The organism is Epilithonimonas pallida, assembly GCF_900182975.1.
Lineage (GTDB): Bacteria > Bacteroidota > Bacteroidia > Flavobacteriales > Weeksellaceae > Epilithonimonas > Epilithonimonas pallida.
Genome location: NZ_FXUO01000011.1, coordinates 23,760 through 49,444 on the forward strand (window position 1 = coordinate 23,760; position 25,685 = coordinate 49,444).

Here is a 25,685-nt window from a genome sequence, read left to right on the forward strand (position 1 = left end):
TATATATACTAAAAACAGAAAACTCCAGAAGTCACTGAAGGTTTAATTCTCTAATAACTTAAACTTCTATTGTTAGAGAATTATTTAAGAAATAATTGTTAAAAGTTAGAATGTTAAATATAGCTTGTTTTGCAGCCATTTTCATTCACAAAACTTTAAATGAAACTTATAAAAATATGAATCAAAAAGTCATGATTATTCTGTCTTCAACCTGAAAATCTCCTTCGCATTGAAAATAATCACTGCCAAGAATATCAGTGCATAAGAACAGATTTGAATGAGGTTCAATGGTTCTTTGTAAACTGTACTGGCTAAGATAAATGCGATGATGGGATTAATGTTCAGTATCATTCCGACTTTTGAAGAGGCAATTCCTGTCAATGCAAATAGATTGAGTAACAATGGTACAATCGTGTATATCACTGCAATAATCTCGACAAAGAAATAAAATTTGAATTCCGTAGGAACTGGTCCCGAATAAGCCGGAAAAAACGGTGACAAAATCAAAGCAGATAAAACGATGTGAAAATTAAGAATCAGAAACTTATCGAATTGTTTATTTTGACTTTGGCAAACCAAATATGCAGCGTAAGTGAAGCCAATCAAGCTGCTGTAAAACATATCCAAAATATTGGTGTAAGACAACAAAATACAGCCAAACAAACTCAGAAAAACCGACAACCATTGGAGTTTACTCAACTTATCTTTCAATATAAAATAAGCCAAAATTGTTGTGATAACGGACAAACTAAATAGGCGACCGACGTTGCACGAACGCTCACGTGATTCATCACATAGATAAATGAAAACCAATTCGCGGTCAACAAAATACTGCTTCCGACATTAACAATAATCGTTTTTCTTTTCGCTTTTTTAGAAATGTATTTGAAATAATTTAAGTTCTGTTTCAGTTTTTCTCTTTTGAAAAGAATCGAAACTAGCGACATTATCAATGCACAACTGAAAACCCTGTAAAAAAGAATGTCCGAAGATGCGTAAGAATGAAGGGGTTTCAGCACCAAACTGAATGTACCCCAAATAGAAAATGCTAAAATAGCAGCGAGATAATGTTTGAGATTATTCAAGACGTTGTTTCTTTTTGAATCAATAAATTGCTGTGCAAAAATAGGCAACTTTTACCCGAACTTTCCTACAAATTTATTGATTTTCTCAATCTGTAATTGCAATTTTCTTATCAACACAATCAATGAAAATATTACTATTTAAAAATATTTTGTTACCCAGCATTCCCGTCATTCCAGAATACTTCATCATAGAAAACTGCAGATTGGAAAAACCTTCCACATAAGTCACCTTTTTAACAGGAATTTGTTGGTTTTTGAATTGGATATTTTCATTACAATCGGTTGTATAGGTTGTCAAAACATTGTTCCAGGACTGTGATTTTTCGATATTGATTTTTGAATTTTGAGATTTCAGACTTTGCCATTCCTCTTTGTAGGTCAATAGTTCATAAGCGCTGGTTCCGGAATCGTAAAGGAATTTTCGTTCTTCACCTTTTAGAATTCCCGGAATAATGATTTTCCTTTTCCTGAATTTGAAATCGAAAAGTTGGTTTTTGGATTCTTTTGGAATCTGATTTAAATTGAAAACAACCTGATTGCTTTTGAAATTAATCAAGGTTTTTCGGTTTTCCAGGATGTCAGCGCCAATCGTTCCAAGGATTTTAATCGAATCCTTTTCTTCATTTTTTCCTTTGTTAAATATTTTAAATCGGTTGGATGAAATCTCGGTTTTTCCAACAAAGAAAGCAGTTTTTGCCTTTTCGTCATTAATTGAGATTTCTTCGATATTTTTTATCGGATCAGAATAAAATACGGTGTAAGGTGAACCGGTATCAAATTGTAAATAATAAGTTTCGGGATTTCCGGGAAAATGAATAGGAAGCAGCAAAACATTTTTGTCATTTCCTAGCCATGTAATTGGGATATTTCCGCTTTCGTTTTTGACAGTTAGATAGTTTTTTTCAGGCGTAAATTTTTGGTCGAAATAAATATAACCGCCAACCAATATCAAAACCAAAATGGCTAAAAATCCTAAAGCTAATTTCTTAAAAAGTTTCATTGTCTAATTTTTCTGCAACATTCGGTTTTTGAAATCGAATTTGCTGCGAAAATAATATGACAATTTTATGTCAGTTTTGTGACTAAGTTTATAAAAAGTTGTTTTTCAGCTTTATAGAAAGTGTTTTGTTTTGGTTGAGACTGATTCCGTTTTTGATGACAATCCAGAGTTTGATGATGATAAATGCCATCAAAGGAACTATAAATAATGGAAATCCAATAGAAAACCAATGTTGAATAAATGGGCTTAATATCAATAGAACCGAAACAAAAAATGCCAAAATAATCTGAACACAAATAATACTTTTTCCTAATTCTCTATTCTTGGAATCTTTAGTTTTGTAAGTCAAAATCGCTGGGAAAATTATCCCGCCAAACGGAATAATTAATCCTGCTAAAGCTGATAAATTAATGAGTTTTGCCCTGTCGATTTGGGTAATTTCTTCATTCTTTGAAAATAGATTTTCCGGTTCGGTTTCCAAAGTTTGCGCAATGGCTTTCAAAGTAAAACCTTTGAGACTTTGTCCGGATTCAATTCTCTGAATCGTTCGCAAAGATAATCCAGATTTCTCAGCCAATTCTGTCTGAGTAAGATTTTTTTGTTCGCGGAGAAGTTTGACTTTGGATTGCATTTTAGTAAATTGATTCTAAAGCATTATTAATTCCATCTTCATCTAATTTTTTTAATTTTTCTTTTAATGATATTTCCATATAATCAATTTCTGCTTGATAACCCCAATAAAATTCTCTCACAATTTTTAAAAAGGAGTTTTTTTCTTCTAATAAGTCAAAATAGCTTATATACTCACCATTATAAATTGCGAAATCAATTCTATTTAGTAAATCTATATATTTTTCAAAAAAATTATAATTGAAATTTTTAAATTTTTCGATAGCTTTCAAGATATTATCCCGAGAATATAAGTCATTTTTAGTTATTTGAAGATATATACCATCGTTTTTTTTATTAAATGAAAATGGTGTTAGTGATTTAAAATATAATTTTTTGTCTTCCGTAGTATGTAGGAAGAATAGTATTGGTTCAATGAAATTTTCCCAATAAACTTTATGCTCTTTAGAAACCTTAAAATTTTTCTTGTTAGTGATTTTTTTCTGTTGACATTTAACTTGAAATTTTACAATCTTAGAAGTAGATTCTTTTGTTTCAAAGTCAATGATTTCAAATTCACCATCAATTCCTAAATCTGTAGTAATAATTCTTGTAGGAAAATTTAAATCAGATAACAATGTCAAACAAACAAAATGCTCACCAATATTTCCTGTGGCATTTTGTAGAAGGAACTTTTTCATAATAATTCAACTAATTCTCAAAGATATTAAATTCCAAAATCAGTATATTAAATTTTAATTCCTTACAAACAAGTTAGCTTTAATATAAAATTTAAACCTTATCCAACGCGATCCTCTTTTTCTCCTTAGAATTCAAAAACTGAGTAGGAGAGAAGCCTGTAATTTTCTTGAACTGATTGGAAAGATGCTGAACACTTTTGTAACCCAATTTCTGTGAAATCTCGGTCAGATTCAATTCTTTATAAAGCAATAATTCTTTCACTTTTTCAATTTTTTGAAGAATGAAATATTGCTCCAGTGTTACATTTTCATTCTGAGAAAAAAGTTTGGAAATAGAACTGTAATCTTTGTGTAACCCGGAACTCAAGAATTCTGACAAAATAAAATCATCATCCAAATCTTCCTCAGCAATTTTCTGAATGATCAAGGTTTTGATCTTCTCAATCTGTTTTTTAGAAGAATCTTCCAGAATTTCAAATCCTGTAGATTTCAGTTTCAAGTTTAGCGTTTCGAGTTCCTTGTCAGAAATCTGATTTTTTGTTTCGACTTCACCCAATAAAATTTGATTGACCTCAATTTTCAAATCCTCCAATATCGATTCCACTGCAGAAATACAGCGGTTGCAAACCATATTTTTGATAGAGATTTTCATATCTTCAAAAATACTTAAATTTTGACAAGTTTTTAAGTTTTCGGAATAACCAAAGTAATCATAGTTCCTTTACCGGTTTCAGAATTTATAGAGAGTGTTGAATTGAGTTCTGATGCTCTTTTCTCCATATTCCGGATTCCGTTTCCGAGTTCTGTCTCATCGATATCAAAACCCTTTCCGTCATCTGTTACGGTAATTTGAACTTGATGGTCAACACTTTTAGCATTGAGTAAAATGTTCTTGGCTTCGGCATATTTCATAGCATTATTCACAGCTTCCTGCGTAATTCTGTAGATGTTCATCCCATCAACAGACGAAAAATGCAGGTTGTCCAGAATCGGATCTCTCTCAAAAGCAATATTGATATTTTCGGTGGATTTTCGGGCTTTTTCCACAAAATTCAGAATCCTGTTCCTAATCTCGTTGAAATCAATTTCGGAATGATTCATAGCCCAAATCGTATCCCGCAATTCTGTAATTGTATCCTTTGTAAAATTCGAAATCGAAGTCAGTTTATTATTGATTTTTTCATCCTTTATATTGAAAGCCTGTTTCAAAGTTTCTATGGAAGAAATAATGAAGGTCAGTTGTGCACCGATATTGTCGTGTAAATCTCTGGAAATTGATAATCTTTGCTCCTGAAGCTTGTTTTGATGGGCAATTTCTTCTATTGCGTATTTGAGTTCATATTCTTGCTTTTGTTGTTTGTTTTTGAGTTTCAGCGTTCTGTAAACAAGAAAGGAAATGATGATTCCGAAACAGAAAAGAATACCAAGAATTTTAATGGTATTCATTCTTTTCTTTTCAAGGTTTTTTTGCTCTAGAATTTGTTTTTCCTTTTTAGCTGTGTCAAATTTTATTTGCAATTCAGCCATTTTATCATAAGTTTCCTTGTTGATAATGCTGTCCTTAAGAGCTTGGTTTTTTTTGTAATATTCAAGAGCTTTTGGCAAATCCTTATTAAGTTCATAAGACTGGCTTAGCATGTTGTAGTCATGTCTCAGCAGATTAGTAATTTTATATTTTTCTGCTAATTCTAAAGATTTTTCAAAATTATGGATTGCCATCGGATATTTTTTCATCGCAAAATATAAATCACCATTATAAGCGTAATTGTCAGCAATTCCATATTCATCTTTCATTGCAATTCGTTGTTTCATTGCCTTGTCAAAATATTCTTTAGCAAGATCAAATTTTTTTTGATGGATGTAAATTTCCCCGATATTATTCAGGCTATACGGAATCCCGACAGCGTCCTTAGCTTTTACTTTAATATCAAGGCCTTTGAAATAATAAAATAGTGCGCTGTCTTGCTGTTTCAGATTGTCTTTTATAACGCCATAGTTATTGTAAATGCTTAAAAGAGGTTTTACAAAATTTTCTCTTTCTGCTATTCTCAAACCTTTCATCATATATTTTTCTGCATCGGGAAGATTGGTTGCTTTTAGCCGAAAGCCCAGTTCTCCATAGACTGATGATACATTTTCAAGGTCATTTTGTTTTTCAAAAAGTTCAATCGCCTTCAGAGAATATTTGATGTTTTCATCATAATCTCCACTGTAATAAAGAGCTAAAGCTAAAAGAGCATAAGTTCTGGCTTCTGCTTTTGGGTTTTTAGTTTTGATGGCGTCAGAAGCATTTTTTTTAAGCTGGGTAATAATTTTTTTTGAATTGGTTTGCACATAAGTCATTGGCAAATTGCTAATAGAGTCAATCCGTTTTTTTGATTGTGCAAAACCATTGAGGTATAAAAATGATATGAAAAATAAAATGAATCTGTACATTTCAAATAAGTCTGCTTGTCCTGGCCTTTTCAATCGCTTCCAGTTTATTGTGAACCTGAAGTTTTGTATAAATATTTTCTATGTGTTTTCTGATAGTACTCGGAGAAAGGAAAAGATTGATTGCAATGATATTATAATTTAGTCCGCGGCTCAGCTGTTCCAGAACTTCAATTTCTCTTGTGGACAGTTTGATATCTTCATCACATTTTCTATTTTCAAATTCCTGAGGATTCCGTAGCAATTTCAGTGTTTTAAAAGCAATTGAAGGACTCATTGCAGCACCGCCTTCCAGCACTTCCAAGATTGATTTCTTTAATTCCTGTGGTGAGGTTTCTTTCAGGAGATAACCGTCCGCACCTGCTTTGATGGCATTGAAGATGTTGGCATCATTGTCAAAAACCGTCAGGATCAGGATCTTGATTTGCGGATAACGGTTTTTCACAAATTGTGTTGCTTCTATGCCGTTCATTTTCGGCATTTCGATATCCATCAGGATCAAATCCACATTAGGATCTTTTTCAAGTTTTTCAATCAGGTCTTTACCATTCACGGATAAAAATTTGATTTTGAATTCATCATAAAAAGACAGTCTTTCCTGAACAGATTTTGCAAGAAGGAAGTTATCCTCTGCTATGGCAATTTTCGTAATCATAATTAATTTGATATTTAATTAGAATTGACAAAAAACCATCAATATGATTTTTCATTAGTTTAGTTTTTAATAAAATTAAAATTATTTTCATTAGAATAGATTATTTTTCTATTATTTTTTTGAAAATATTAATTTGTAGATCAAAAATATCCGTATTTAATTGAGCTTTGGCTTCGGATATTTTCTTAGCCAGGCTATTGTCCAGTTTTATTTTGTCACGGTAAATTTTTTCATCTGATGTGAGTTTCGACAAAAGTTTATACAGATTGGCCAACCTGAGCCGATGTTCTTTTTTTATCCGCCGGATTTTTCTCATCAAAGTAAAAATGATAAGAATCAGAATGATAATAATGCTGCTATAAATAATCTGTATCATATTTCAAACAAAATAGGCTTCGTTTTTAACGGAAGAGAGAAGTCACGGTAAACTTACCTCATCAGATTATATTTGTTGATTATATTATCGGATTTAAAAATTTGAGTTTTCATGATATTTAGAAGTTTAGTGTTTACGGTTGTCCAAAATTCCTGTAATATCGAAGCTCAAACAATACGACATTTGACGTATTTTAATAGAAAAAGCATCACAATTCGTGATGCTTTCCAAGATTATTTATTTAGATTAATTATTTAATAATCAATTTAGTATTTGATTTTTTACCTTCAGATTGTTGTGTGATGACGTAAACACCTGGTTTTAGATTGGTATTAATTTCATTTTTACCTTTATTTACAATAGAAGAGAAAACTACTTTTCCGCTAATGTCTTGTATCACAATGTTTCCAGTATTTTCAGTTTCCAAAAAGAAATGGTTCTTGCTAGGATTCGGATAAACGTTGATTTTTGATTTCGAAACATCAGAGACCGCTAAAGTTTCCGCACAGTTGTATGGCTTGAAATTAACTGTATTCGGATTCAAACTCCCGATGACAGATTGTACCATTGCATCATTGGAAAGCTCATCCTCTCTCCAGCAGTTTCCGATAGCATTGACAGTAGCCGACGTGTTGTTGAAAAAAGCAACAGTGTTCCCTGCGTTTATATTGTTTTTGAAAACATTGTTTCCGTGGTCATCAGTAGTACCCAAATCGATTACCGCGTTGCTCAAAATGGTGATTCCCCATAGATTGCCTCGGATTTGATTGTTTCTTACGATCACTTTCTGAGTTCCTGTCAAAGAAATCCCGCTTCCTCCAAGGTTAGGATTATTCTCGGTATTATTGTTTTCAATAATATTATTTTTGATAATTCCGGAACTTCCGGCACCTTGATGTGTAATCCCATAACGGTTATCTTTAACAGTGTTTCCTTCTATACGGAATCTGTTTGTTCCACCCAATAAGCCGGAAACAGAAATCCCTCCGGATTTGGTAATAGCTCTGTTTCCGATAATCTGATTATTGATAACTCTTGTAGAATCTATACCTGCAGGTCCCATATTGATCTGTGGATAGTTGCCATTATCCGTATTATTTCCATAGAAGTAATTATTAATAATGTCTATGGAAACAGCTCCGGATGCACCGGAATTGATGCCTGCTCTGGAGTTTTCCAAAAACTGTGAGTTTTTTACCACGTGACCACCTCCTTGGAAAAGTGCTAATGCCGCGCTACTTGCAAGGCTGCCAGTGGAACCACTAAGAGAATTATTATTTTTATAAAGAATACAATTGTCCATCAGGAATCCTGTTGTTAATACACGGACACCGCCACCGTATTCAACTCTTGTATTTTTCATTTCAGCTACTGATCCTTCTTCAAATCTGATTCCTCTGTAAGGGCTTCCGATTGTACTGGCAGTAATAGTAAAGTTGGTTGCTGTAGTTTTATATTGTCCGTAGATGTAAATTGCAACTCCCGGATTGACTTTCAGTGTTGTATTTTCATCAATAAGAAGTTTGTCCGTTGCGGAAAGTGTAAGATCAGCGGTCAAAGTATAATCTGTACTGTTTTTCACTAAAACTGTTGGTGCGGCTGCAGATAAACTTGTTAAAGTGTAGTTGGTTCCATTGTTCGGACTTGTGAATTGAGCATTAAGAAAAGCAGCGCAACCCACAAAAAAAAGAGTCATTTTTTTCATAAACATAAATTTTTCTAGTATCAAATGTATTAATGTATTTTATTTTTAACATAATATATTTGTAAAAAAATTTTATGTTTTCAGAAATAATCGCCGGTACAATGCGTTGGGGCGTTTGGGGAGCGAATCTTACTCCAAAAAAAATTCAGGAATTGATAGAAGTTTGTCTGGAAGAAAAGATTACGACATTTGATCATGCCGATATCTATGGAGGTCATACAACCGAAGAGCTTTTCGGAGACGCATGGAAAGAAATGAATATTGAGCGGGACAAAGTTCAGTTTATTTCCAAATGCGGAATCGTAATGAATTCTGAAAAGAAACCTTCTTCTCTCAAATATTACAATTACAATTCTGATTACATTCAATGTTGTGTTGATGAAAGTTTAAAGAATTTAAAAACTGATTATCTGGATGTATTATTATTGCATCGTCCGTCACCACTGATGAATCCTGAAACAATTGCTGATACATTTCAAATTTTGAAAGACACTGGAAAAGTGAAGCATTTTGGCGTAAGTAATTTTTCTGTTTCCCAATTTGAATTAATCGACCAGTATTTTCCATTGATTACTAATCAAATTGAAGTTTCTGTCAATGAAATTTCAGCTTTTGAAAACGGAACGTTGGATCAACTGATGATGAAAAGCCTCAGACCAACAGCGTGGTCGGTATTAGGGAATTATTTCACTGAAAAATCTGAACAGAATTCCAGATTAAAAAGTATAATCCAAAATCTTTGTCAGAAGTATAATGCCGAGGAAAATCAAATCTTATTAGCATTTATCTTAAAACATCCTTCGAGGATCATTCCAGTGATCGGAACTTCCAGAACCGAGACAATCAGGGAATTAAAACAGTCTCTATATATTGATATGGATCTTACGGACTGGTTTGGAATTCTTGAAGCAGTCAAAGGAAGAGAGGTGGATTAGTATTGTTTTTAACATATTGATTTTGAGATTGTTTTAATATTAATAATAATTCATTAATGATATATTGAAATTAATTGTATCTTGCAGCATTATTATATCGGAATCAATAATTTGTTCATTCGTCTTGTTGTTTTTCTCTTATAATTTCAAAACAACTTTAATTTAATTTTTTTTTAAAATGAACATTTTTGTTTCAAACATCAATTACGCAACTAAAGATTACCAGTTGCAAGAACTATTCGAAGGTTATGGAGAAGTATCTTCTGCCAAAATTATTACAGACAGAGAAACCGGGAGATCAAAAGGATTCGGTTTCGTAGAAATGGGTGATGCTGAAGGAAAACAGGCTGTTGACGCATTAAACCAGAAAGAATTTAACGGTAAAATTCTTAACGTAACAGAAGCAAGACCAAGAGAAGAAAAACCAAGAAGATCTTTCGATAACAACCGTGGTGGTGGTTACGGAGGAGATAGAGGTGGAAACCGTGGCGGTGGAAACCGTTGGTAATATCCCTTTACTAAAAATAGAAGCGACAATATTTTGATCGCTTTTTTTATTTCTTCTTTTTCTTTTTCTTTTTTTTGTCCTTATCCTTTTTCTTGTCCTTCTTGTCGATAGTCAGCTCTTTCACCAAGTCTTTGATTGGATTTGATTTTTCAATATTCTCCTGCAAAGGAACAACTGTTGTTTTCACTTCAAAAAACTGGTTAAAATCTTTGGCTTTAATCAGATTCTCATCCATCAAAATTTTAAGCAGTTCGCTCCCAGAATTATCAAAATAGTTTTTCAGGAATTTTTTCAGGACCGATTTTTTATAATCTTCTAATCTTATAGAAGGAGAGTACAGGTAGATTCGGCCTTGCTTTTCTACATTCAGATAATGCTTTTCTACAAGTATTTTCAGGAATGTGGAAACCGTATTTTGATGAGGTTTGGGTTCCGGAAAGGCGTTCATCAGGTCGCGGAAGTAGATTTGACCTTCCTTCCAGACGATTTGCATCACTTCTTCTTCAGAAGGCGTTAGAGTTTGTAACATCATAAATATTTTTTTAGAAGATAATCGCTTTTACCATTATCAGATAAACCAAAGATACAAAAATCGCAATCACAGCGCCCGATATCACTTCCTGAGGTGTATGTCTTTTCAGAATAATCCGGGTAATTCCAATAACTACAGACAGTAGAAACCAGAAGATTCCAATCATTGGATTAATAGCAAAAAACAGAGCCGCAACATAGATGTTCAGACTTGTATGCATCGAGCTTTTGATGAAAAAATTACTGACCTGCATCAGGATTAGCAGGATACACAACATCAGAATTGTCCAGTCGATCTCCCGGTGCAGAAAATAATCCACGGCAAGGAAAACAATCGTCGCAACAATGATGAAAATGTACAGAGAGTGGCGCTGTTTCCGGTTAGAAACATCCATATTCGTATAGTTTCCCTTCTTCACATTCCGGTAGATCCAGATTGCGATTGGGATAATCAGCAACAGCAAAATCGGTATAAATTTCTTCGATGCTTCTTCCCAGGTATAATTCCTGTAACTGTAATAGAAAAAGTAGATCACAAGAGAAACCAACGGGTTAAAAAAATTCGAAATAACTTTCGATATTTTGAGAATAAAAGGACTATTGATTTCCATTCAGATAAGTTTCGGCGTCAATATACAAAAAATAAATATTGGGGCGTGTCCCTTTGTTTTTCCACCGCATTTTCCATCGCAGAAAAACAAGCGGGCCGCGCTGTCCGCTATTATCTTTTTGTTTTTCAGGAACATAGTTCCCAAAAAAACAAAAAGGATAGCTGCTGCCATCGCTCACGCACTGCCTCTGGTAGAAAAATTTCCCTTTCACAGAAAATGCGCGCCAATGTGATATTTATTAGGCATTACAAAAATATAATTCTATGCTGACAATAAAAAAGGATTTTTTTCTTATTTTTGCTACATATTTCGAAAAAACAATGAAAGAATTTTCTAAAGAAGTCTACCTTAAATGGTATGAGGAAATGACGATGTGGAGAAGGTTTGAAGACAAATGCCGTTCTCTTTACTTAAAACAAAAAATCAGAGGTTTTTTACATCTATATAACGGTCAGGAAGCGATTCCGGCAGGTTTTACCCACGCAATGGATTTGACAAAGGACAGTATGATTACTGCGTACAGATGTCACATCCATCCAATGGCAATGGGCGTTGATCCTAAAAGAATTATGGCTGAGCTTTGTGGTAAAGCAACCGGAACATCCAAAGGTATGGGTGGTTCTATGCACATTTTCAGCAAAGAGCACCGCTTTTATGGTGGACACGGTATCGTAGGTGGACAGATTCCTTTGGGAGCTGGCATCGCCTTCGCAGACAAATATTTTGACAGAAAAGCCGTTAACATCTGTTTTATGGGTGATGGCGCTGTTCGTCAGGGTTCACTTCACGAGACTTTCAATATGGCAATGAACTGGAAGCTTCCTGTAGTATTCGTTTGTGAGAACAACGGCTACGCAATGGGAACTTCTGTTAAGAGAACAGCCAATCACGAAGACATTTATAAATTAGGATTAGGATATGAAATGCCTTGTCTTCCTATAGATGCAATGGATCCGGAAAAAGTAGCTGAAGCTGCTTACGAAGCGATCGAGAGAGCAAGAAGAGGAGACGGACCGACTTTCATCGAGGCTAGAACATACCGTTACAGAGGTCACTCTATGTCAGATGCCGAGCCTTACAGAACTAAAGAAGAAGTAGCACAATACAAGTTGGAAGATCCAATCGAGATTGTGAAAAGCAGACTTTTGGAAAACAATTGGGCTACAGAACAAGAATTGGAAGCTATTGACGAAAAGTCAAGAGAATTTGTAGAAGAATGTATCGAGTTTATGGAAAGTTCTCCATATCCGGATGCTTCTCAGGTTTACGACTTTATCTATTCTCAACCGGATTATCCTTTCATTGATAAATTAGAAAACTAAAATATTATTAATTTGAAATTTAAGAATTTGAAATTTGAATTCAATGAATCTCAAATCTCAAATCTCGAATCTCAAATCTCAAATCAATAAAAAATTATGGCAGAAGTAATTACTATGCCCCGTTTATCGGATACGATGACGGAAGGTAAAGTTTCAAAATGGCACAAAAAAGTGGGTGAAGCTGTGAAAGAAGGCGACATCCTTGCAGAAATCGAAACTGATAAAGCCGTTCAGGATTTTGAATCAGAACTGAATGGTACATTATTATACGTCGGAGTAGAAGAAGGAGGACAAGCGCCTGTAGATTCTGTTTTGGCAATCATTGGAGCAGAAGGAGAAGATATCTCATCTTTAATTAGCGGAGGAAGCGCTGCTAGCTTTACACCGGAAGCTCCGAAAGCTGAAGAAGCAAAAGAAGAACCTGCTGCTGAAGAGTCGGCTTCTGCTGATATCCCAGAAGGCGTAGAAGTCATCACGATGCCTAGACTTTCTGATACAATGACGGAAGGAAAAGTGGCGAAGTGGCATAAAAATGTTGGTGATGCTGTGAAAGAAGGTGATATCCTTGCAGAAATCGAAACAGATAAAGCGGTTCAGGATTTTGAGTCAGAATTCAATGGAACATTATTATACCAAGGTGTTGGCGAAGGCGATGCTGCGGAAGTTGATAAAATTTTAGCAATTATTGGACCTGCGGGTACTGATGTTTCTGCAGTAGTTTCCGGAGGTGGTAAAAAAGCTGCCGCTCCAAAAACAGAATCAAAAGCTGAAACCAAAACCGAAGATAAAAAAGAAGCTGCCCCTGTTGCTGCTTCATCAACTGGTGAAAGAGTAGCAATTTCTCCATTGGCTAAGAAAATTGCTCAGGATAAAGGAATTGATTTCTCAGGAATCAAAGGTTCCGGAGAAAATGGTAGAATTGTGAAGAAAGATGTTGAAAACTATCAGCCTTCTGCACAACCAGCTGCTGCATCTGCTCCGAAAGCAGTTTCTGCACAACCAAGTGTAGCATTTACGCCTGGTGAGGATAGCGAAACTCCAAACTCTCAGATGAGAAACATCATCGCGAAGAGATTGGCTGAAAGTAAATTTACTGCGCCACATTACTATTTGACGGTTGAAATCAATATGGATAAAGCCATCGAAGCTAGAAAAGAGATGAACAGTGTTCCGGATACGAAAGTATCTTTCAACGATATGGTTATCAAAGCGGTTGCTGTTGCGTTAAGAAAACATCCACAAGTTAATTCTTCTTGGGCTGGCGATAAAATTGTTCATCACGGAAATATCAACGTTGGTGTAGCAGTGGCCGTTCCAGACGGATTGGTAGTTCCTGTATTGAAAAATACAGACTTTATGAACTATAACGAAATCTCTGCTGCAGTAAAAGATATGGCTGGAAGAGCTAAAACCAAAGCGCTTAAAGCTAACGAAATGGAAGGTTCTACTTTCTCTGTTTCTAATCTTGGAATGTTCGGAATTGAAACATTTACATCAATTATCAATCAACCAAATTCTGCGATCTTATCTGTAGGAGCGATTATTGAAAAACCGATTGTGAAGAACGGACAAATCGTTGTTGGGAATACAATGAAGTTGTCTTTGGCTTGTGACCACAGAGTAATTGATGGGGCAACAGGAGCTCAGTTCTTGCAAACGTTGAGAACTTACCTGGAAAGTCCATTGACGCTTTTATTAGGATAGAATAACTTATTCGAAATATTTATAAAACCTTTCAATTCTGTTGAAAGGTTTTTTTTTGTGATTTAATTTGGGCAGCTTAATCCGCCTGTAGTTGATCCTGAGCTTGTCGAAGGGCTCCCAAACCTAACGAAGTGGTTCGACGAAGTCAATCTTTTCACTCCACTTCGTTGCGTAAAAAGGATTTCCGCTCAAGTCGGGCTGCGTAAGATTCTGTGTTGAAAGTTACTTTAGATTGTGTAAATGTTGCGTAAGGGATAGTAACGGATATCCTTTTTATCTTATGGAATAATGCTAATTTGGATGGGAGATGTTCTTGACAAAAAGATAGTAGTGGACAGGCCGACCCGCTTGTTTTTGCCGAACTGGAAATGTTGATTTTATTGATAAAGTTTGTGAGTAAAAACAAAGGGTTACGCCCAAAAAATTATTATTATGAATGTTGTATTTGATTATCTTTGCATCGTGAAAAAGCTTGGTTTTGTATTTCTGTTTTTAGGTGTTTTTGCGTTTGGTCAGGATCACCTTTCTGGTTTTAATATGATGTCTTTTACGTATAAGATGAATCCGAAATGGATGGCTTATTTAGAACTCCAAACAAGAGCCAGACGCGATTACACGGTGATTGATTACTATGAAACCAAAGGCGGGATCGGGTATAACCTGAATAAAAATAATCAGGCATTTGTTGGACTTGGAAGATATGGCACTTATGAAAAAATGAAGATCTCTCAGGAGGAATTCAGACTTTGGCTGCAATATACTTTTACGCAAAGATTTGGACGACTGAAACTGGATCACAGAGGCAGGGCAGAACACCGGTTTTTCTACGCGAGTCAAACTGGAGAACATACAGAAGCGAATCGATTCCGTTACAGGCTGAGCGCAACTTTACCAATTAACAAACCAAAAGTTCAGGAAGAAACTTTCTTTATGAATGCTTTTGAAGAATTATTCTTTGGTCCGAAAGACCCGAATTTTAAACGAAACCGGACTTTTGCGGGTTTTGGTTACCAGTTCAATCATACATTGTCTGCAACCACGGGTTATATGTTCCAGAGAGAATTTTCCACCAAAGGCAATGATAATTTTCACTTTCTTTATTTTGCGCTCAACTTCACTTTCGATGGAACGGATGACGAGAAGGATATTGTGATTCCGATGGTGGATTAGATAAATTTTTCTCGCTGATTTTAATACTTTTCAGAAAGATAAAGGTACGCCTTCAGATATTTATTGAAACGTTTCAAATCTTTTTCCTGTAATAATTCTGTACATCTTGTTAAGTCCATATTATCTCTTAAGTCATTCAATTTTACAGCAATTGCAAGCGGACTTTTTTCAATTCTTGCAATAAAGGCATCGTAATTCAGATGTTCTTCTTCGCGTTTTGTAAGGCATTCCACAGCTTCCAGGATGTAATCGGGAAAGCCTTTTTCTCTGAGGTATTCGAAGGAAAATTCTGGGTGGTCTTCTACGACGTCGTGCAAAACACCAACAATTTTTTCGTCGATGGTTTTGCCGGCATTCATCACCCGGAAAACGTGTCCCAGATAAGGCGCATCGTATTTGTCGGTTTGTTTTTTATGGGCTTTGGTAGCGATTTTTATAGCTTTGTTGAGAAGTTCGTGTGAGGACATTTATTGTAAAAGTTTAAAACGAAATTATGAAAAGAAAATGAAAAGATGGTGTGAAAAATTCAGTTTTTCACACCATTTCTAAATTTAATCCCAATTCATAAATTCTTCGTATGCATAATATGAAATGGCTATAAGTAAAGCATATTTCAGGATTTTCTTCACTATTTTGTAACTTCCGAAAAGAATCGGATTATAAACAGATTTGTCGAAAGGTTTGTTTGTTAATTTTTCCATTTTTTTTAATTTTTAATTGTGGTTGAATTTGATTTAAATGTCTTTAAAATTTGTTGTTTCCAGTCTTCAATGACTTCAAGGTTTGCTTTGTCAGCTTTGTCAAAGAAGAAATGTTGGTTGATTTCAAATCCGCAATAAGTGAAAATACCTTTATCGGATGTTAAGGAAAGAGCTTTGTCCATTCCAATTTCCTCATACTCTGCTTTTGATTTTCCGTGTGTATTGATAACAGTTGTCAGCTTGCCTTTAAGTAAGCCTTTTTGTACACCTTGGTCGTAACGATAGGCAAAACCATAGCTAAAGACGCGGTCGATAAATCCTTTCATTACAGCCGGCATTCCTGTCCACCAAATTGGGTAGATGAACGTAATATGCTCTGCCCAGGAAATAAATTCCTGTTCCTGTCTCACATCGTCTGACACTTTTCCCAATCGCTGCCCCTGCATATCTTCTAATGAAAGAATCGGATTAAAATTAATTTCACATAAATCCCTGATAACGACTTCGTGTCCCGTATCCCATAAATGTTCGGCTAATGTTTGCTTCAAATAGCTGTTTAAACTCTGTGGATTCGGATGAGCGTAAATAATTAAATGTTTCATTGTCCTATTTTTTTATTTTGATAGGACAAAAGTAGAGTGGTGCAACTTATAAAAATTGTAAGAAAACGAAATAGATCTTTTGACTTACAGATATAAAATGCTTATTCTGTTTTTGGATTGCAGATATCCTGTTGGAATTTGAGGTATTTTTTAGGACTTAGATTGATATAGTATTTGTAATCGCGGATTAACTGACTTTGGTCATAATAACCACATGTATTAACTATTTCAAACCAGTCAACTTTTTTGGATGTAGAGGCTGTGTCTTGAATCAGCTTGATAGATTTTATAAAACGTGAATAACGATTGATTTCTTTGGAAGTGTAGCCCAGATGCTTTTTGTGATTAAGCTGTATATTTCTTTCAGTTTGATTTCGCTGGTTTGCGATTAATTTGATTGGATTTATATTTTCATCGGTAATGTTTATCAGCTTTTCTACAATGTTATTTCTCTGTTTCAAATAAGGTTTGCAAAAATCAAGAAGATAATTGATACGATTTTCAGTACTTTCTATTTTATTGAGTTCCGTCCACAAAAAGGTAAAGCAATTTTTTTCTAACAAATCATCCGGATTAATAGGGAAATGTTCAGCAATAGATGTACTGCCGAAGAAACGATAAAAAGCATCATCTTTAAAATTGGCGATCAAAATTTCTGATTGGGGAGGTAACGAATATTCTAAGGATTGTTTTATTGGTCCCAAAACGATACATCTGTCAATCTCAATGTCGTTATTGTTTTTCGAATGAAGTATCGACTTTACACCAAAATCAAATATCAAAATTGTCTGAAATGAAGGCAGCAATGTTTTGGTAATGGTTTCGTCAGAGTTATTTTCTGAAAAATAAAAGTGAGTAAAAATTTCTTCATATTCTGCCGGGACAGATATTCTGAAATTTCTATATTTTTCATTTTCTTGCATTCTATTAAATCCTATTCAAAAATAATCAAAACAAATAAAAAAGCGCCAGTTATTTGGCGCTTTATAATCTTATTTTAAATTATCTTCCTTTCAGTTCATCCAGCAATCTTTCAAGAGAATTAAGATCAGATATCAAAACCTCTCTCGCCTTTGCACCATTGAAACCGCCAACCACGCCAGCCGCTTCCAATTGGTCCATAATTCTTCCGGCTCTGTTATAACCTAATTTCAATTGTCTTTGTAGCATAGATGTAGAACCTTGTTGTGTAGAGATCACAATTCTTGCAGCATCTTCAAATAATGCATCTTTTTCGTTCGGGTCAAAAGCACCAACCGTAGAACTGCCTTCTTCTCCGGAATACTCAGGCAAAAGATAAGCATCCGAATAACCTTTTTGCTCACCGATGAATTCTGCAATTCTTTCCACTTCCGGCGTATCGACAAACGCACATTGAAGACGTGTCAGATCATTGCCGTTAAAATAAAGCATATCTCCTTTACCAACCAATTGTTCTGCACCAGGCGAATCCAAAATCGTTTTGGAATCCACTCCGGAAATTACACGGAAAGCAACTCTCGCGGGGAAATTCGCTTTGATCATACCTGTGATTACATTAACAGAAGGTCTTTGCGTTGCAACAATTAAATGAATTCCAATCGCTCTCGCTAATTGCGCCAGTCTCGCAATCGGATGTTCTACTTCTTTTCCGGCAGTCATAATCAAATCTGCAAATTCGTCCACCACCAAAACAATGTAGGGCAAATATCTGTGACCATTTTCAGGATTAAGTTTTCGTTGAGCGAATTTCGCATTGTATTCCTTGATGTTTTTACAGAAGGCATTTTTCAGCAATTCGTAACGGTCATCCATCTCAATACAAAGTGAATTCAAAGTATTAATTACTTTCGCATTGTCTGTGATAATCGCATCTTCCGTATCAGGCAATTTCGCCAGATAATGTCTTTCAATCTTTGAATAAAGTGATAATTCTACTTTCTTCGGATCCACCATAACGAATTTCAGTTCGCTCGGATGTTTTTTATAAATCAATGACGTTAAAATCGCATTGATACCAACCGATTTACCTTGTCCCGTTGCTCCAGCCATCAAAAGGTGAGGCATTTTCGCCAGATCAGCTACAAACACTTCGTTGGAAATGGTGCGTCCGAAAACGACAGGCAAATCCATATCCGCATTCTGGAACTTTGGAGAGGCCACTACGGAACGCATTGAAACCATCGTTGGGTTTTTTCTGGGAACTTCAATCCCGATTGTTCCTTTTCCAGGCATTGGCGCAATGATCCTGATTCCAAGAGCAGAAAGATTAAGTGCAATATCGTCCTGCAATTTCTTAATGGCTGCCACGCGGATTCCTGCTTCCGGTACGATCTCGTAAAGTGTTACGGTTGGTCCAATCGTCGCTTTTATTTCAGAAATGCCGACGTTGAAGGTTTTCAGCAAGCCAACAATTCTGTTCTTATTTTCTTCGAGTTCGTCTTTATTGATGGTGATTTCCTCGTTGCCATAATCCTTTAATAATTCTACGGAAGGCATTTGGAATTTTGCCAGATCCAGTTTGTGGTCATAGAGTCCGTGCTTTTGCACCAGGTCATCAGATTTTTGTTGTTCTTCAGACGCTGGAAAGTCTTCATCTTTTTTGATTTCCACATTGAAAGCAAAATCATCTTCAGTTTTGACAACCGGACTTTCTACAATTGTCTTTTGAGGCTGAGTGGGAGTAGAAGATAATATGATTGGTTCAGGAACAGATTCTTTAATCGGTTCTGTGATTTCTTCTTTGAATGATGTTTGATTCGGTGTTTTGATAGGTTCAAAATCCTGCGTAACTTTAATATTGCTGAAATCCTGATCTTGATTTGAAGCAGGAGATTGAGAAACAATTTCTTTTTCCAGTTCTTCATCTGCCTCAAATTCTTCATCAGAATCCGGCATCAGACTTTTCAGTTTTCCGAAAGTATTATCATTAATGTCATTCAGCTTATTTTTGATAGAGCTTGGTCTTAAGTTAAATTCCAAAACAAAATATAATGCAAAACTTACCAAAAGAACCATCCAAAGCCCAACGGAACCGATATAAGACTTCAGGTAATCCATGATCTGATAACCGTAAACACCACCTAAAACACCTTCACCATTAGTCACTGCACCAAAGAAAATCGGTGTCCAGCAAATGAAAAACAAACTGTGAGAAATAGTTTTCCAAGGTTTGAAATAATTTTTTTTAAAAATCAATGTTCCGAAAACAAAAAACAAAAATGCCACCACAAAAGCGGCAACGCCAATGCTCTCAAAAATGAAAAGATTGCCCAGCCAATCACCGATTTTCCCAAATATATTAGAAGACTGTACCGTTTTATCAGCCATTGTTCCTGCTTGGCTTTGGTCGGATTTCCAGTTCATCAGATAAGATACGAAAGAAAGAGTCAAAACTACCGATAAAACGATAAAAGTAATTCCGGAAATAATTCTTGGTTTCGATATGATTTTGCTTGTGCTGGAGGGCGTATTCTGTTCGTTGTTCATTTTCAAAAAATAGTCAATAGTTGCAAATTTAATGTTTTTTCTTTCGGATAAAAATAAAGAAAGGATTTTGTGATAAACTTATTTTTAATTGTCAGGCTAGTAACAAAAAAAATATTTCCCAGACATATTCAGTAAAAATAAAACTATGACAGAGAACCGAATGTTATTATCTAGAATTGCCGGTATGCTTTATTTAATAGTCATTATCACCGGATTGTTCAGCTTGATGTATGTTCCGAAAAATTTGTTCGTCTACGGCAATGCTTTAGAGACGGCCCAAAATATAAGTCAAAAAACCGGCATGTTCAGAATCAGCTTGGCTAGTAGTGTAATATGTTATCTTGCTTTCACATTTTTGGTAATTTTCTTATATCAAATATTACGTACAGTAGATATTTTCGTCGCAAGAGTAATGGTGATTCTTGCGTTGATCAGCGTTCCGGTCTCATTTTACAACTTAATAAATAAATATGCTATTCTTGATTTAATTAAAGATAACACATCGGATCTGGCTCAAAAATCGGAAAAAATTATGGAGCTTCTCAATAATTACGATAATGGGATTTTTATTCTTACTATATTCTGGGGGCTTTGGCTGTTACCTTTTGGTTTTTTGATCTTCAGATCAGGATTCTACCCCAAGATTATTGGAGTCTTATTGATGGTCGGATGTTTTGGGTATTTAATTAATTTTTTCGGAAATACTTTATTTGTTGATTATCAAAGTGTTGGTGTTTTACAATATCTCAAGTTATTGCCCACAGTAGGTGAATTCAGTATTTGCTTTTGGTTATTGGTTGTAGGAGCGAGAAAAACAAAAACTTAAAAAAATATAAATAAACAATTATGAAAACAGAATTACAAGATCATAAGATCAATATAAAACTTCAACTATCCGCATTATGGACTGGTGTTATGTTTTTATACATTTATGGAGATTATTTTGAGCTGTATGTTCCCGGAAAGATAAATGGGTTGTTAAACGGTCAGAATATGTTGGATAATCCTGGGAAATTATTTCTAGCCACTGTACTTCTTGCAATTCCTGCACTATTAATCTTTTTAAACCTTATGCTCAAAGCAAATTTTGCCAAATGGCTTAATATTATTTGGGGGCTGTTCTTTAGTGTTTTTACTTTATTAGTCGGGATTTCATCATTATCTGCATGGAAAACGTTTTATGTATTCCTTGCATTTTTAGAGAGTTTGGTAACTGCGATAATTGTTTATAAATCCTGGAATTGGCCAAAGTCAATTTAAATCTTTCTTTTAAATGAAAAAAATCATAAATCGATGTTTTAATTAGCCCAATCAAATTATCATCCTTATTTTTGCGAATCATAACTTTCAGAATGAAAAAGATTCAGGATATTCTTATTTCTACGCGAATGATGGCTGTGTTGTTGCTGATTTTCGCAATTTCTATGGCAGTTGCCACTTTTGTTGAAAACGATTATGGAACGCCAACCGCAAAAGCCCTTATCTACGAAGCAAAATGGTTTGAGGCTATCATGTTTTTGTTGATTCTCAACTTCATTGGAAACATCGGGAGATACAGACTCTGGAGAAGGGAAAAATGGCCGGTTTTGGTTTTCCACTTGGCTTTCATCCTGATTTTTATTGGTGGAGCAATTACACGTTACATCAGTTTTGAAGGAACGATGCATATCCGCGAAGGTGAAACATCTAACGAAATTGTAACAGACAAACATTTTTTCAAAATCAAAATCGAGGAAAAAGGAGAGCAACAGAATTATCATGATGTTCCTTACCTGATGTCACCGCTTCATCACGATTTCAAGGCGACTTATGATTTCCTTGGAAAAGAAAAAATCGTTGTAAAAACCCTTGATTATATTCAAAGAAAAAAAGACAGCCTGGTTGTTGACAAAGCTGGAAAAGAATATTTGCATCTGGTTTCAACCGGTGATATGGGCGGACGTCAGAACATCTATTTGGCAGAAGGTGAGGTTCAGAACATTAACGGGACTTTGGTAAGCTACAACAGAACTGCAATTGAAGGTGCCGTTGAATTTCAGAAAAAAGACGGACAGCTTTACATCAAAACGCCGAGCGATGCTTCTTATATGACGATGGCAACCCAGGCGACCGGAACCACTAAAAAAGATGAATTTCAACCTTTGGCGTTGAGAAGTCTTTATACCATTGACCAGTTGAAATTGGTAATTCCTGAAGGGACGAAACACGGAAAATTAGTTGCTTACGAAGGCGATAAACAAAAAGATAAAGATGTTCCGGATATGTTGAAAGTAGAAGTTGCCGGGCCGAAGACTAAGCAGGTTGTTGATTTGGTTGTAGAAAAAGGAAACCCGAATAATTACAAGCAGATTCACTTAGATGGTTTGGATATCATGTTAGGATTCGGGCCGAAAATTTATTTCACGCAGCCTTTTGCACTTAAACTGGAAAAATTTGTGATGGAAACTTATCCAGGAAGTTCTTCGCCGTCAGCTTATGAATCTCATGTTAGAATCGTTGATGAAGGAAAAGAAACGCCTTACAATATCTATATGAATCATGTTCTTAATTATAAAGGTTACAGATTCTTCCAGGCAAGTTTTGACCCGGACAGAAAAGGTACCGTTCTTTCTGTCAACCACGATTTCTGGGGAACTTTGATTAGTTATATCGGTTATGCATTCTTGTTTTTAGGAATGTTTGTAACCTTGTTCTGGAAAGGTTCTCGTTTCTGGAGCCTGAATCAAATGCTGAAAACCATCAGCAAGAAAAAAACAGCTGCAGTTCTTTTACTTTTATTAAGTTTTGGGCTTAATGCACAGGAAATCGATATGCACGGCAAAGACGGAAGTCATGAGAATCATTCTCATTCAACTGAAGCAAAACCGGCTCCAGGTAAAAATCCAATGGTTTTGGATGCTGATGAAATGGTAAAAAACATTACAATCAACAAAGAGCATGCAGACAAGTTTGGATCTTTATTAGTTCAAAATTATGAAGGTCGTATTGTTCCTGCAAATACCCAGGCGCTTGATATTTTACATAAATTAACTTCACGTTCCAAATTCCAGGATCTTGATGCCAACCAATGGTTTTTGGCAGCTACAATAGATCCGATGTTTTGGGCTCAGGTCAATATCATTAAAATTGAAACTGCCGGAAAAGTCGGAAAAGACCTCAGAGCTAAAACAAAAGCAACGGATGAAGGTTTTACAAGTTTGATTAAATTATTCCCTGCCGATAAAAATGGTAATCTTCGTTTCGTCCTGGAAGATGATTATAATGATGCTTTCCGTAAAAAGGCGTCTGAGAGAACAAGATATGACGAAGCAGTTATCAAACTAAATGATAAAGTTCAGGTATTGAACGGAATCATGTCTTACCAGTATTTCAGGACGGTTCCTGTTAAAAATGACCCTAATCACACGTGGAATTCTGTAATGACACCTTCTTTTGAACCGGACGAAAATGCTCAGGCTGTTTTAGGGCCTTATTTGTCAAGCGTACTTTTAGCAACCCAAGGCGGAAGCTGGGCTAAGGCAGATGCAGAACTTAAAAAAGTAGAAGAGTATCAACAGAAATGGGGTAAAAATGTAGTGCCTTCCGAAACAAAGGTAAAAGTAGAAGTTTTGATGAATCAACTGGATATCAACTTCAAATTATTGATTTTCTACACCATCATTGGTGGCTTGCTTTTAGTTCTAGGGTTTATAGAGTTATTTAAACCAAATAAAATTCTTCATAATGTTATAAAAGGTATCATTTATATCGGAGCTGTTGGTTATGTCTTACATTTCTTAGGGTTGGTTGCAAGGTGGTATATCTCTGGTCACGCACCTTGGAGTAATGGTTATGAGGCAATTGTCTTTATCTCTTGGGTGGGAATTACAGCAGGCTACGCTTTATACAGAAATGCCAACGCTTTGATTCCTGCAGCAGGATTTTTGGTTGCAGTAATTATGATGGGATTCGCACACGGCGGTTCGGCATTAGATCCACAAATTACACCATTGGTACCGGTTCTTAAATCTTACTGGTTGGTAGTTCACGTTGCAATCATTGTCTCGAGTTATGGTTTTTTCTCTTTATCGATGCTCATTGCAATGATTTCCTTGATTTTCTATGTAATCGCCAATAAAAATGTGTTTAAAAAACATAATGACACAACACTTAAAGAATTGGCAATCGTTAGCGAAATGTCTCTTAATATTGGATTGCTAGCTCTTACTATCGGAAACTTCTTAGGAGGAATCTGGGCCAACGAATCCTGGGGACGTTACTGGAGCTGGGACCCGAAAGAAACCTGGGCTTTCATTTCCATTATGGTTTATGCCTTTGTAATTCACATGAGATTAGTTCCGGGATTGAGAGGCAGATATACTTTCCATGTGGTAACGATGTTCGCATTCTGTTCTATGGTGATGACCTATTTCGGAGTGAATTATTATTTGTCAGGATTGCACTCATACGCCAAAGGCGATCCAATTCCTTTGCCACTTTGGGTTTACATAAGTTTGGGCTATATGCTGACATTGTCAGTAGCGGCTTGGTTTAAGTATAAAAAACTAAATGAAAAACAAGAAAAAAGGACACAGGTAGATCCTTAAGACTTTTTACATAAATTAACCGGACTTTTGATAAGTTCGGTTTTTTTTATTATTTGTATTAAAATAAATTGTATATTTATGATATCAAATTAATATCAAATTAATACATTATGGAAAAAATTGTAAAACCTTTGTCTGGCTATTTGGCGTTAGTAATCAGTCTTGTCCTTTTTGGATTAAGTGTTTTTCTTTTTATTAACGGTGCGAGTAATAGAAATCCCGCTTCTATGTTTTTTGCGGCTATTTCTTTTTTAGCTTTTATCTTTTTTTTGAAAGGCTTAATGATCATCCAGCCGAACCATTCCAGGGTGCTTAGCTTTTTTGGTAAATATGTTGGAACGGTGAAAGATAATGGATTGTTTTTCATCAACCCGTTATATTCGACTCAGAAAATGAGTCTTCGTTCTGAAAACCTACAAGGACAAACCTTGAAAGTGAATGATAAAATGGGTAATCCGATAGAAATCGGCGCTGTAATTGTTTGGAAAGTTGGTGACACTTACAAAGCAGCTTTTGATGTGGAACGTTACATGGAATATGTGAGAATCCAAAGCGAGGCAGCTGTTCGGCATTTGGCAGTAAGCTTTCCTTATGATAATCTAGAGGACGAAAATGCGGAAATTACCTTGCGTGATGGCGGAGATAATGTCAATCATATTCTTGAAAAAGAATTGACAGACAGGCTTTCCACGGCGGGAATTATTGTTCAGGAAGCTAGAATCAGTCATCTGGCTTATGCGTCAGAAATTGCTGGAGCAATGTTACAAAGACAACAAGCAACTGCGATTGTGGCTGCTAGAGCAAAAATTGTTGAAGGTGCTGTTGGAATGGTTGATATGGCATTGAAAAAATTATCTGCGGAAAATATTGTTGAACTGGATGACGAAAGAAAAGCAGCAATGGTAAGTAATCTGATGGTGGTTTTGTGTGGCGAAAAAGCGGCTCAGCCCATTCTGAATGCAGGAACACTTTATAATTAATTA

Annotated in this window: 26 protein-coding genes; 9 read left to right on the plus strand and 17 right to left on the minus strand. The window is 35.4% G+C overall.

All coding sequences use genetic code 11. From position 1 onward, the window contains the following. Positions 1-195: 195 nt before the first annotated feature. The 10 genes from QOL71_RS16700 to QOL71_RS16745 form a co-directional block, all read right to left on the minus strand. Positions 196-699 (minus strand): EamA family transporter, encoded by a 504-nt coding sequence (locus tag QOL71_RS16700; RefSeq protein ID WP_283418033.1) that lies wholly within the window; start codon positions 697-699, stop codon positions 196-198. A gap of 8 nt (positions 700-707) precedes the next feature. Continuing rightward, a complete protein-coding gene (locus tag QOL71_RS16705) occupies positions 708-1,085 on the minus strand; it encodes an EamA family transporter (RefSeq protein WP_283418034.1) in 378 nt (125 codons plus the stop codon). Between the two features lie 85 nt (positions 1,086-1,170). Further along, entirely contained in the window at positions 1,171-2,085 is a 915-nt protein-coding gene (locus tag QOL71_RS16710; RefSeq protein ID WP_283418035.1) for a hypothetical protein, read from the minus strand. Positions 2,086-2,173: 88 nt separating this feature from the next. Further along, positions 2,174-2,716: a helix-turn-helix domain-containing protein gene (locus tag QOL71_RS16715; protein ID WP_283418036.1), complete on the minus strand. Its 543-nt coding sequence runs from the start codon at positions 2,714-2,716 to the stop codon at positions 2,174-2,176. A gap of 1 nt (position 2,717) precedes the next feature. Then, positions 2,718-3,395, minus strand: a complete 678-nt coding sequence (locus QOL71_RS16720; protein ID WP_283418037.1) for a DUF4365 domain-containing protein — start codon at positions 3,393-3,395, stop codon at positions 2,718-2,720. A 91-nt stretch (positions 3,396-3,486) separates the two neighbouring features. Continuing rightward, entirely contained in the window at positions 3,487-4,047 is a 561-nt protein-coding gene (locus QOL71_RS16725) for a helix-turn-helix domain-containing protein (RefSeq protein WP_283418038.1), read from the minus strand. 32 nt (positions 4,048-4,079) lie between these two features. Continuing rightward, positions 4,080-5,831, minus strand: a complete 1,752-nt coding sequence (locus tag QOL71_RS16730) for a tetratricopeptide repeat-containing sensor histidine kinase (protein ID WP_283418039.1) — start codon at positions 5,829-5,831, stop codon at positions 4,080-4,082. 1 nt (position 5,832) lies between these two features. Next, complete coding sequence (locus tag QOL71_RS16735) at positions 5,833-6,483, minus strand: response regulator transcription factor (protein WP_283418040.1); 651 nt, start codon at positions 6,481-6,483, stop codon at positions 5,833-5,835. A 100-nt stretch (positions 6,484-6,583) separates the two neighbouring features. Then, on the minus strand, positions 6,584-6,859 hold the full coding sequence (locus tag QOL71_RS16740) for a hypothetical protein (protein ID WP_283418041.1): 276 nt from the start codon (positions 6,857-6,859) through the stop codon (positions 6,584-6,586). Positions 6,860-7,109: 250 nt separating this feature from the next. Next, on the minus strand, positions 7,110-8,564 hold the full coding sequence (locus tag QOL71_RS16745; RefSeq protein WP_283418042.1) for a right-handed parallel beta-helix repeat-containing protein: 1,455 nt from the start codon (positions 8,562-8,564) through the stop codon (positions 7,110-7,112). A gap of 74 nt (positions 8,565-8,638) precedes the next feature. Here QOL71_RS16745 and QOL71_RS16750 point away from each other — a divergent pair, with 74 nt between their 5' ends. Continuing rightward, positions 8,639-9,499, plus strand: coding sequence for an aldo/keto reductase (locus tag QOL71_RS16750; protein WP_283418043.1), 861 nt, complete (start codon positions 8,639-8,641; stop codon positions 9,497-9,499). A gap of 178 nt (positions 9,500-9,677) precedes the next feature. After that, positions 9,678-10,007 carry an RNA-binding regulator gene (rbp, locus tag QOL71_RS16755; protein ID WP_283418044.1) on the plus strand — a complete coding sequence of 110 codons (330 nt, stop codon included), beginning with the start codon at positions 9,678-9,680 and terminating at the stop codon, positions 10,005-10,007. Between the two features lie 46 nt (positions 10,008-10,053). Here rbp and QOL71_RS16760 read toward each other — a convergent pair whose 3' ends face one another. After that, positions 10,054-10,539, minus strand: a complete 486-nt coding sequence (locus tag QOL71_RS16760; RefSeq protein WP_283418045.1) for a BlaI/MecI/CopY family transcriptional regulator — start codon at positions 10,537-10,539, stop codon at positions 10,054-10,056. Positions 10,540-10,549: 10 nt separating this feature from the next. After that, positions 10,550-11,149 carry a phosphatase PAP2 family protein gene (locus QOL71_RS16765; protein ID WP_283418046.1) on the minus strand — a complete coding sequence of 200 codons (600 nt, stop codon included), beginning with the start codon at positions 11,147-11,149 and terminating at the stop codon, positions 10,550-10,552. A 320-nt stretch (positions 11,150-11,469) separates the two neighbouring features. On the opposite strand from QOL71_RS16765, the gene pdhA reads away from it, so the two are divergent. From pdhA to QOL71_RS16780, 3 genes are all read left to right on the plus strand, one after another. Further along, positions 11,470-12,471, plus strand: a complete 1,002-nt coding sequence (gene pdhA / locus QOL71_RS16770; protein WP_283418102.1) for a pyruvate dehydrogenase (acetyl-transferring) E1 component subunit alpha — start codon at positions 11,470-11,472, stop codon at positions 12,469-12,471. 96 nt (positions 12,472-12,567) lie between these two features. Beyond that, the gene (locus tag QOL71_RS16775; RefSeq protein ID WP_283418047.1) at positions 12,568-14,175 is read left to right on the plus strand and encodes a dihydrolipoyl dehydrogenase family protein; all 1,608 of its coding nucleotides are present in this window, start codon (positions 12,568-12,570) and stop codon (positions 14,173-14,175) included. A gap of 432 nt (positions 14,176-14,607) precedes the next feature. Beyond that, positions 14,608-15,345, plus strand: a complete 738-nt coding sequence (locus QOL71_RS16780; RefSeq protein WP_283418048.1) for a DUF2490 domain-containing protein — start codon at positions 14,608-14,610, stop codon at positions 15,343-15,345. 20 nt (positions 15,346-15,365) lie between these two features. On the opposite strand, the gene QOL71_RS16785 is transcribed toward QOL71_RS16780, so the two are convergent. The 5 genes from QOL71_RS16785 to QOL71_RS16805 all read right to left on the minus strand — a co-directional run bounded on the left by QOL71_RS16785 (position 15,366) and on the right by QOL71_RS16805 (position 20,116). Next, positions 15,366-15,812, minus strand: a complete 447-nt coding sequence (locus QOL71_RS16785; RefSeq protein ID WP_283418049.1) for a phosphohydrolase — start codon at positions 15,810-15,812, stop codon at positions 15,366-15,368. Positions 15,813-15,896: 84 nt separating this feature from the next. Then, complete coding sequence (locus tag QOL71_RS16790) at positions 15,897-16,046, minus strand: hypothetical protein (protein WP_283418050.1); 150 nt, start codon at positions 16,044-16,046, stop codon at positions 15,897-15,899. Between the two features lie 5 nt (positions 16,047-16,051). Beyond that, positions 16,052-16,648: an NAD(P)H-dependent oxidoreductase gene (locus QOL71_RS16795; RefSeq protein ID WP_283418051.1), complete on the minus strand. Its 597-nt coding sequence runs from the start codon at positions 16,646-16,648 to the stop codon at positions 16,052-16,054. Positions 16,649-16,749: 101 nt separating this feature from the next. Then, complete coding sequence (locus tag QOL71_RS16800) at positions 16,750-17,571, minus strand: AraC family transcriptional regulator (RefSeq protein WP_283418052.1); 822 nt, start codon at positions 17,569-17,571, stop codon at positions 16,750-16,752. Between the two features lie 79 nt (positions 17,572-17,650). Then, complete coding sequence (locus tag QOL71_RS16805; RefSeq protein ID WP_283418053.1) at positions 17,651-20,116, minus strand: FtsK/SpoIIIE family DNA translocase; 2,466 nt, start codon at positions 20,114-20,116, stop codon at positions 17,651-17,653. A 184-nt stretch (positions 20,117-20,300) separates the two neighbouring features. Between QOL71_RS16805 and QOL71_RS16810 the strand changes: the two genes are divergently transcribed. The 4 genes from QOL71_RS16810 to QOL71_RS16825 all read left to right on the plus strand — a co-directional run bounded on the left by QOL71_RS16810 (position 20,301) and on the right by QOL71_RS16825 (position 25,682). Continuing rightward, the gene (locus tag QOL71_RS16810; protein ID WP_283418054.1) at positions 20,301-20,942 is read left to right on the plus strand and encodes a DUF4386 domain-containing protein; all 642 of its coding nucleotides are present in this window, start codon (positions 20,301-20,303) and stop codon (positions 20,940-20,942) included. Between the two features lie 20 nt (positions 20,943-20,962). After that, a complete protein-coding gene (locus QOL71_RS16815) occupies positions 20,963-21,376 on the plus strand; it encodes a DUF6326 family protein (protein WP_283418055.1) in 414 nt (137 codons plus the stop codon). Positions 21,377-21,468: 92 nt separating this feature from the next. Then, a complete protein-coding gene (gene ccsB, locus QOL71_RS16820; RefSeq protein WP_283418056.1) occupies positions 21,469-24,702 on the plus strand; it encodes a c-type cytochrome biogenesis protein CcsB in 3,234 nt (1,077 codons plus the stop codon). 110 nt (positions 24,703-24,812) lie between these two features. Further along, positions 24,813-25,682, plus strand: coding sequence for an SPFH domain-containing protein (locus QOL71_RS16825; RefSeq protein WP_283418057.1), 870 nt, complete (start codon positions 24,813-24,815; stop codon positions 25,680-25,682). The last annotated feature ends 3 nt before the right edge of the window (positions 25,683-25,685 follow it).

Coding starts and splice junctions, on each gene's coding strand:
- QOL71_RS16710 (WP_283418035.1), bottom strand. CDS start 2,085: ATGAAACTTTTTAAGAAATTAGCTTTAGGATTTTTAGCCATTTTGGTT.
- QOL71_RS16715 (WP_283418036.1), bottom strand. CDS start 2,716: ATGCAATCCAAAGTCAAACTTCTCCGCGAACAAAAAAATCTTACTCAG.
- QOL71_RS16720 (WP_283418037.1), bottom strand. CDS start 3,395: ATGAAAAAGTTCCTTCTACAAAATGCCACAGGAAATATTGGTGAGCAT.
- QOL71_RS16725 (WP_283418038.1), bottom strand. CDS start 4,047: ATGAAAATCTCTATCAAAAATATGGTTTGCAACCGCTGTATTTCTGCA.
- QOL71_RS16730 (WP_283418039.1), bottom strand. CDS start 5,831: ATGTACAGATTCATTTTATTTTTCATATCATTTTTATACCTCAATGGT.
- QOL71_RS16735 (WP_283418040.1), bottom strand. CDS start 6,483: ATGATTACGAAAATTGCCATAGCAGAGGATAACTTCCTTCTTGCAAAA.
- QOL71_RS16740 (WP_283418041.1), bottom strand. CDS start 6,859: ATGATACAGATTATTTATAGCAGCATTATTATCATTCTGATTCTTATC.
- QOL71_RS16745 (WP_283418042.1), bottom strand. CDS start 8,564: ATGAAAAAAATGACTCTTTTTTTTGTGGGTTGCGCTGCTTTTCTTAAT.
- QOL71_RS16750 (WP_283418043.1), top strand. CDS start 8,639: ATGTTTTCAGAAATAATCGCCGGTACAATGCGTTGGGGCGTTTGGGGA.
- rbp (WP_283418044.1), top strand. CDS start 9,678: ATGAACATTTTTGTTTCAAACATCAATTACGCAACTAAAGATTACCAG.
- QOL71_RS16760 (WP_283418045.1), bottom strand. CDS start 10,539: ATGATGTTACAAACTCTAACGCCTTCTGAAGAAGAAGTGATGCAAATC.
- QOL71_RS16765 (WP_283418046.1), bottom strand. CDS start 11,149: ATGGAAATCAATAGTCCTTTTATTCTCAAAATATCGAAAGTTATTTCG.
- pdhA (WP_283418102.1), top strand. CDS start 11,470: ATGAAAGAATTTTCTAAAGAAGTCTACCTTAAATGGTATGAGGAAATG.
- QOL71_RS16775 (WP_283418047.1), top strand. CDS start 12,568: ATGGCAGAAGTAATTACTATGCCCCGTTTATCGGATACGATGACGGAA.
- QOL71_RS16780 (WP_283418048.1), top strand. CDS start 14,608: ATGAATGTTGTATTTGATTATCTTTGCATCGTGAAAAAGCTTGGTTTT.
- QOL71_RS16785 (WP_283418049.1), bottom strand. CDS start 15,812: ATGTCCTCACACGAACTTCTCAACAAAGCTATAAAAATCGCTACCAAA.
- QOL71_RS16790 (WP_283418050.1), bottom strand. CDS start 16,046: ATGGAAAAATTAACAAACAAACCTTTCGACAAATCTGTTTATAATCCG.
- QOL71_RS16795 (WP_283418051.1), bottom strand. CDS start 16,648: ATGAAACATTTAATTATTTACGCTCATCCGAATCCACAGAGTTTAAAC.
- QOL71_RS16800 (WP_283418052.1), bottom strand. CDS start 17,571: ATGCAAGAAAATGAAAAATATAGAAATTTCAGAATATCTGTCCCGGCA.
- QOL71_RS16805 (WP_283418053.1), bottom strand. CDS start 20,116: ATGAACAACGAACAGAATACGCCCTCCAGCACAAGCAAAATCATATCG.
- QOL71_RS16810 (WP_283418054.1), top strand. CDS start 20,301: ATGCTTTATTTAATAGTCATTATCACCGGATTGTTCAGCTTGATGTAT.
- QOL71_RS16815 (WP_283418055.1), top strand. CDS start 20,963: ATGAAAACAGAATTACAAGATCATAAGATCAATATAAAACTTCAACTA.
- ccsB (WP_283418056.1), top strand. CDS start 21,469: ATGAAAAAGATTCAGGATATTCTTATTTCTACGCGAATGATGGCTGTG.
- QOL71_RS16825 (WP_283418057.1), top strand. CDS start 24,813: ATGGAAAAAATTGTAAAACCTTTGTCTGGCTATTTGGCGTTAGTAATC.